Origin of the sequence: Massilia glaciei, from assembly GCF_003011895.2 — a bacterium.
Classification (GTDB): domain Bacteria; phylum Pseudomonadota; class Gammaproteobacteria; order Burkholderiales; family Burkholderiaceae_D; genus Telluria_A; species Telluria_A glaciei.
The window spans coordinates 1-6,456 of the sequence record NZ_PXWF02000120.1 but is presented as its reverse complement, the minus strand read 5'-3'; the positions used below and the strand labels follow the sequence as shown (position 1 = coordinate 6,456).

At 60.8% G+C, this 6,456-nt stretch carries 7 protein-coding genes; 3 read left to right on the top strand and 4 right to left on the bottom strand.

The features are described from left to right. Nucleotides 1-293, bottom strand: a 293-nt coding sequence (locus C7C56_RS08635; RefSeq protein ID WP_146204358.1) for a hypothetical protein, incomplete at its 3' end; no start/stop codon positions are given. 150 nt (nt 294-443) lie between these two features. On the opposite strand from C7C56_RS08635, the gene C7C56_RS08630 reads away from it, so the two are divergent. The 3 genes from C7C56_RS08630 to C7C56_RS08620 are packed head-to-tail and all read left to right on the top strand — an operon-like array spanning nt 444 to nt 4,153. Next, on the top strand, nt 444-2,024 hold the full coding sequence (locus tag C7C56_RS08630) for a hypothetical protein (protein WP_106757032.1): 1,581 nt from the start codon (nt 444-446) through the stop codon (nt 2,022-2,024). A 1-nt stretch (nt 2,025) separates the two neighbouring features. Beyond that, nucleotides 2,026-3,900, top strand: a complete 1,875-nt coding sequence (locus C7C56_RS08625; RefSeq protein ID WP_146204357.1) for a hypothetical protein — start codon at nt 2,026-2,028, stop codon at nt 3,898-3,900. Beyond that, nucleotides 3,893-4,153, top strand: coding sequence for a hypothetical protein (locus C7C56_RS08620; protein ID WP_106757030.1), 261 nt, complete (start codon nt 3,893-3,895; stop codon nt 4,151-4,153). The genes C7C56_RS08625 and C7C56_RS08620 overlap by 8 nt, the downstream gene beginning before the upstream one ends. Here C7C56_RS08620 and C7C56_RS08615 read toward each other — a convergent pair. From C7C56_RS08615 to C7C56_RS08610, 3 genes are all read right to left on the bottom strand, one after another. Next, entirely contained in the window at nt 4,125-4,808 is a 684-nt protein-coding gene (locus C7C56_RS08615; protein ID WP_106757029.1) for a sigma-70 family RNA polymerase sigma factor, read from the bottom strand. The genes C7C56_RS08620 and C7C56_RS08615 overlap by 29 nt on opposite strands. A 158-nt stretch (nt 4,809-4,966) precedes the next feature. Beyond that, complete coding sequence (locus tag C7C56_RS28040; protein ID WP_146204356.1) at nt 4,967-5,926, bottom strand: hypothetical protein; 960 nt, start codon at nt 5,924-5,926, stop codon at nt 4,967-4,969. A gap of 101 nt (nt 5,927-6,027) precedes the next feature. After that, nucleotides 6,028-6,456 (bottom strand): PP2C family protein-serine/threonine phosphatase (locus tag C7C56_RS08610; RefSeq protein ID WP_219933126.1); only part of this gene is annotated, 429 nt, incomplete at its 5' end.

The following is a 6,456-nucleotide window of genomic DNA, read 5'->3' as shown; positions in this document are numbered from 1 at the left end:
ACATCGTTGCGGATGGTGCGCGGCATTGCCGCCAGATCGCCCACCAGCGCCATGTTTTCCGGAGTCATCAACAGACGAACCTGGTGCAACTGGAACCGGGTCTTGGGCGCGTAGACCGCCAGTGGACCCACCTGGTGGAAGATCAGGTCGGATAGGGCCTTGGTCAGGGCCTTTGGCACGATCTCGGCGCGCGGGCGCGACTGCGGGCGGATATCGATGTCGATGGCGACCTGTGAACGGGGCGGCAAGACGCCGGCGCCGAAGAATTGCTGCGGTTTTTTTTCATAGTTCATGACAGGCTCCTTTGGGTGGGGGTACTTCCTGCTCGCTGACAGATATACGGGCCAGGTCTGTATTAAGGCTCAGCCTGTCGGCGGGCAGGTGAGCCTACCCGGCCCGGTCGCGCGTATATCCCGTCATTCCCAGTCAGTCGAAAGCATGTCATGAACCAGCTCGTAAAATATCCGCTGATTGAGGCGCTCGGCCTGGTCCTCGTGTGGCTGCTGCTGGCATACCTGGCAACACCGTTGGCGCTGCGGGAACTGATCGCCGGCCTGAACGGCCGCTACTTGGCCGACCTCGGCGGCCAGCACGACGCGGCGGCGCGACAGGCGATGTGGCTGAGCGCGCACGCGGCATTCGCATGGGGCATGCTGGCACTGGCGCTATTCATCAGCCTCAACCTCGGCCGCTACGCGCTGGCGCCCGGCCTGATCGTGTGCGCCAACCTGCTGGTATGGGCTCTTGCAGCGCATGCTTTGAATCCAGAGACCGACGGCCGCCGCTGGCTCTGGCTGGCCGGCGGCGCACTGCTGAGTACACCTTGGGCGGCGCGCCACGGCATCCACCGGCAGCCACGCCAGACGGCCGGAAACCCTTGCTTGGCGTCGGGGCTGTTGTTATTTGCGGGCATCGGCTGGCTGACCTTGCTCGACTATTCTGCGCGTGGACACTTCAAGTTCCGCTTCCTCGCCAACGGCCAGTTCGACGCCATCTGCTTGGGACTTGCAGCCTGCTGCTTGATGGCAGGGGTCAAGCCGAGCTTGTTCGCATGGGCGACCCGCCTGATGGCCCGAATCGACGGTATCGCTCATGAGAAGGCAGGGGTGTGGCGCCGCCACATGCCGCTAGTGTTGCTGCTCACGCTCAATCTGTTGTGGAGCGCCGGGTTGGTGCAGTTATTCGGCCGGAGCGCGCCGGCCCTGACGTCCGAGTTGCTCAGGGTGCCGGCGTACCTGATGGGCGCTTGGCTGATCTGCCGCTGGGGCGATGCGCCGGGCCACTGGGTGCGCGCCACCGTGCTCGGTTTGAGCGCGGTTGGCGCGATCGCGACTGGCCTGCTCGGTACCGACGACAAGGGGCAGTTGCTGCTGGTCGGGCTGTCCGGCGCAGCCCTGTGCGGGAGCGTCGTGGCGCTGTTGTGTCGCAAATGGAAATATGCCACCGGGCTGGGCATAGTCGTCGGTCTGGCCGGACTGGTCGCTGTCAACCAGTTGTTGCTGGTATTCGGCGGCGACTGGTCGGCACGCTTCGCGGCCCGCCTGTTCGCTATGCGGCACGAATTCACCGGCACACTCCAGTTTCTGTCCGAATTGCGCTGGTTCAGCCACGGCACGCCGGCGTTGACGGGCCACGGACTGGGACGCGTGCCGTGGTGCGGAACCCTGGCCAGTCTGGAGGCGTCGGACGCTTGCGGCATCGCCAAGCAGATTCAGTCGGACTATTTTTACCTGGCGCTCTACGGTGCCCATGGCGCCGTCGCCAGCGGCGCGCTGGTCGGCGCGATGGCGCTCTGGCTGGTCGCGATGCTGCCGGCCAAGCCCACGGACGCGCACCAGTTGTTTGCCTACTGGGTGGTCGCGATCTTTGTCACGATCACCTTGACCCAGCTTTTCTATACCTGTCTCGGCGCGATGGGCGCAGTCGTTTTGACGGGAATTACCTTCCCCATCATGGCGTTCGGCAAAACCTCTTTCATCGTCTCCGCCGCCCTGATCGGACTCTCACTTAACAAGGATGCCTGACATGAAAGTAACCATCTCAACACATCGCGCCGTGCTCGGCGCCATTGCCGCCACTGGTGGCCTCGCCTTGTTGGTGGCGCACTGGCAAGGCCAGCAGATCGTGATGAAGGGCGCGCACGATGGAAGGATGAACCCATGGAACGGTTTGCCTGGCTGCGTTTTCGTAGGTGCAAACGCGGAATCACTAGCGTATTGGCCGACGGCATCAGGCGTTCAGATCGCCTGCCAGAAAGACGCGCTCGGCCGTACCGCCATTGTCTCGGCGGTAACGGCAACGCCGCCGGACATGCACGAAGTTTTGACGCACCTTCAGCCCTGGTTGGCCGCGCCGCCATTCGTCGGCGAGGCGCGCGGACACGTACTGGTGGCCACGGCCCGCGGGCCGTTGCCGCGTGGCGATGATGTGGAACTCGGATTGGATCCGCTGGCCCAAGCCAACGGACAAGCCATCGTCGCGTGCATGGCGGGCAGCCACGCCGATTGCGAGCGCGCCGGGATCGATCCTTCGCGCTGGGCGTCGATGCTCGAAGGGGCGGCGTTTCGCATGGCCGGACTGATTCAGATCGATCTAGCGAGCGGCAACATCGAAATGATCGCCTCGGGCCGCAGCCGGTGTTTTGCGGCGTTCCATGGTGGCGAGGCGCGTGCGCCGAACTGCCCGATGTTGCCACCGCAAATTGCCGCCCGGAGCCGCCGGCTAGCGAATCACGCCATTCACGCGGAGGCCATGCCGGGCAGTATGGTCAAGCCCGTCCTGGCCCTGGCACTGCTGCGTGCCTTGCGGGCCGAAGGCCGTGAGTTGGACCGCAACTGGCTGAACCAAGTGTTGATGGAGTCGGACACTCCGAAACTGATCGACCTCCTGCTGTGTAAGGATCGCCAGTTCGCTGGTGACTGCGGCCGCGTCGCCTATCTGGAGGCGGCGGCCCGTGATCTCGGCTATTCGAGCGGCAGGTTCGGCCTGTTGCTGGGCCTTGGCACCGATGTCATGACGGCCAACAGTCCACGCCTGTTCCGTACGCTCGAAGCGGTGGCCGGCGTCACCGGTGGCAAGCCCACTCTGCGCTGGACGCCCATGTCCTTGCGCCAGCCCGTCAATGCGCACCTGCTGCGACTATGCTCTGATGACGGCTGGAGCACATGCAACGGGGAGCGGATCGCCGACCTTGTCAAGGAATTTTGGGGGCAGGGCGACAGTATTGCCACGTCGGTCGGCATCGGCAACATGATGCTCAAGCTGGGTGCTGCGGCCAACGGCGACACGGCGGCACATGCGCCGCATCTGCTGCGCGCCGTGCGTTCGGGCGCTGGCAAGCTCGATCCGGCGCCGCCTAAAACGCTGGCGGTGAGCCAAACCGACGCAGTGGCCATTCTCGTAGGCTTGCAACTGACGCACAGCCCGAGGCGCGCGGGACAGCAGAAAGACGGTACGGCCTTCTCGGCTTGTTTGGCGGTCTTTAACAGGGCCACCTGCAGTCGCATCGACTGGTTGGCGGGAAAAACCGGGACCCCGGTGTTCAAACACGATAAATTCACCCACCAGGAACGCGTCAGCCACTGCGCGGATGTGGTCCGCGCCATGCGCGCGCTCCCGGCACGGGTTGCAACACGGCAATTAGCCAGTCTTCGGAGCGAGAATGCACACTGTTCCATGTCGCCGTACAAATGGTACGCGGCCCTCGTCAAGAGCGGCCGCGCAACGGATGGGCGCTGGGACAAGGTAGTGGTCGCGCTGGTAGAGCGAAACTATCGCGGAGACACGATCGATTCACAGTACGACAAGGGCAGCCCAAATATCGCTGCGGAATTGGTGATGCGCTATCTTCAAGCCAGTCGCGCCACCGCAGAACATCCCAAGGAGACTCACCATGACTAATTCGATCGAACTGCTGGCCTACGGCGACTGGCGCTCGGTCGCGGCCGAAACACGCGACCGCTTGACGGAATTCCGCTTCCGCGAAGCGGGGCGCCAGCGGCTCGGCTATGTGCGGGTCGAGGTCCCGCTGGCACTTGCGCGCCAGGCCGGGCATGCGGACCTGGCGCGCTGGTTCGACGACAACGGCATCGCCTTCCTGATCGTCGGCAGTTCGGCCGAGCGGGTCACGCTACGCCTGGGCTGCCAGGATTGATGGGGGCGGCCGGCTCCCGGACCGGCTTCGGTGTTAAGGCCTGCTCTAGCTTCAGCAAGCCACTCTGCTTAAAGCGTTTATAAGATGCCAATGAAATCTCCATTATTGCCGCACCATCGGAGTTGTTAAAGCCTTTCATATGCAGAATAATAACGTTTTTTTCTTTGATGGTTAGTTCGGAATCGATGGCGGCCCAGACGCGGTCGACCATCTGGTCGCTGGCGCACTGCTCTTCCGGCCCTTGGGCGTCGGATTCGAACACTTCCGGGTCAAAATCCGTATCCAGTTCCCGCAGGAAACGTGCCCCGTCAGTGCGCATGTAGTCGTAAAGTTTCCAAATCAAGCGCCGCGTCAACCAGGTACGCAGGGAAGCCCCGCCCACCATGTTTGGATCGTGGGACTTGATCATGAGCGTAAAAGGTTGCTTCGACATGACGGACAGGACCATTGTGTTCGCCAGATCGATCCGATCGCACCTGTGTTTATCGGACCGATTGAATACGATGCCCATCGCATCACGTAACATGGCGCCGTGCACATGCACGGCGGCCAACTGGCGCGCCTCCTCGCGCGCCTCCTCGTCCTGGATAGCCTGCCAACGTTTTACATATTGTTCGGCGGTGTGCCAATCGCTGGTGGCGCTTACATGAGACATGATGGCTTCCTTTTCGTGAAATTGGTGAGTCTGGTTTTATTAAAAATACAAGCTTTTCCACTAGCCACACTACCGTTTGATCATGTGACAGTTGTGGAGATATCACATCATCGGCGAGTCGGCAACCATGGCATGGTGATCGTCGACAATGACCGCAGCTAGCGGCCTCGCTCAATTCTGACGACATCCGACACAGCGTAATCGCGCGCCGCCGTTTCACACGCGCTGCGCCTAGATGAATCAACTGTCGCGGGTGCGGAACCAGTGCTCGAGTCGTCATTCGAACGCACGCACCAGAAGTGAGAAGCAACATCCGAGGTGTGGCGAAAGGGCATAACCAACATACGCTTTGGTGGAGCGGACATCTTCTCATCGCCCGGGCCGGTTTCGGCGATCGGGCCCCAGCCAACGGGAACACTTGTCACCACGGCCAGAATGTGAAGCCTCGACGTCGCTTGGTGCGTCGTCGAGATGGGCATTCGGGCCTCAAAGTGTGCTCCCTTGGAAGCTGCCACGGGCTGATTTTCGAGGCCGATCACGAGACTTCCACTATGATTCGGACTGGTCGAAAACATGGTCAAATAACCGTTGCGCTCACTTTTAACATAAATGCGCGCAGTATTACCAACGACAACGGCGTCGTCGGCAAGACGCAGATCGACGCCATACGGCGCCCACGAATTCACCCGAAACGAATACAGGGCATCGAGTGCCGCGGTCTTTCGTGCTTCGGGATCATAGCCGTCTGGAATAAAATTTCCCGATCGCAATGTTTGCGGATACGCTTGTATGGTTAGGATTAGGCCTGTACCGAGCGGAAAACCTACCACTAACAGCCACGGGATCAACGAGATCATGCGCATTTGAAAGTCGTATACCCAGAAGCGCTCCTTGCCATAGAGGCGTCTCTCAAAATACAGCGCAGTTTGAATGGAAAGTACTATTGACATAGTGGTCCAAATTCCTACCGCGTCTTTGATCCAGTAATGCGCTCCTTTTGGAACGAGATAAGCAAATATGACCAACATTAGGGCCAGGTAACCCACGCCATATGCCGCCCAAATATGCCAAGCGAGTAAGTTGCGACTCCACCGTTGAATATTTTTTTGCGCCATCATTTTCCCTTATCATGGCCATGGTTAAATGATACCAATACTTTTGTATGGACTTGATAGCCTGTCGTAATTATTTTTTACTAAAAGTAATGCGCGCGAGCGTTCTACGGCAACGCCATGACGCGTCTGGTCAGGACCAGAACCGCGATGTCGTCGTCACCGCCGGCCGCGAGCGCCAACGCGATCAGAGCCCGCACTAGGGTATCTCCCCCCGCCAATGCGCATTGTGTGGCGATGTCGGCGTCGTTGACGAAATGATGCAAACCGTCCGAGCACAGCAGCAGAATGTCGCCCGGCACCAGCGACAGCGCGAAGAAGTCAGCGCGACCCATGGTGCCATTGCCGACCATATTGGAAGGGTTATCCAAAGGCATGTGTGCGGGACGCACCTCCGCCGGTAGACTGGCATAGGTTTGGTCTTCGGCCACCCGCCGCAGACCGCCCTGGTGATAGTGGTAAGCCCGGCAATCGCCGATGCGCGTCACCCAGGCCCGACCGTCTGGGAAGGCCCAAGCGGCGCTAAGAGTGGCCGC

Excerpts from the sequence above, each read along its gene's own strand:
- C7C56_RS08630 (WP_106757032.1), top strand. The coding sequence starts at position 444 with ATGAACCAGCTCGTAAAATATCCGCTGATTGAGGCGCTCGGCCTGGTC.
- C7C56_RS08625 (WP_146204357.1), top strand. The coding sequence starts at position 2,026 with ATGAAAGTAACCATCTCAACACATCGCGCCGTGCTCGGCGCCATTGCC.
- C7C56_RS08620 (WP_106757030.1), top strand. The coding sequence starts at position 3,893 with ATGACTAATTCGATCGAACTGCTGGCCTACGGCGACTGGCGCTCGGTC.
- C7C56_RS08615 (WP_106757029.1), bottom strand. The coding sequence starts at position 4,808 with ATGTCTCATGTAAGCGCCACCAGCGATTGGCACACCGCCGAACAATAT.
- C7C56_RS28040 (WP_146204356.1), bottom strand. The coding sequence starts at position 5,926 with ATGATGGCGCAAAAAAATATTCAACGGTGGAGTCGCAACTTACTCGCT.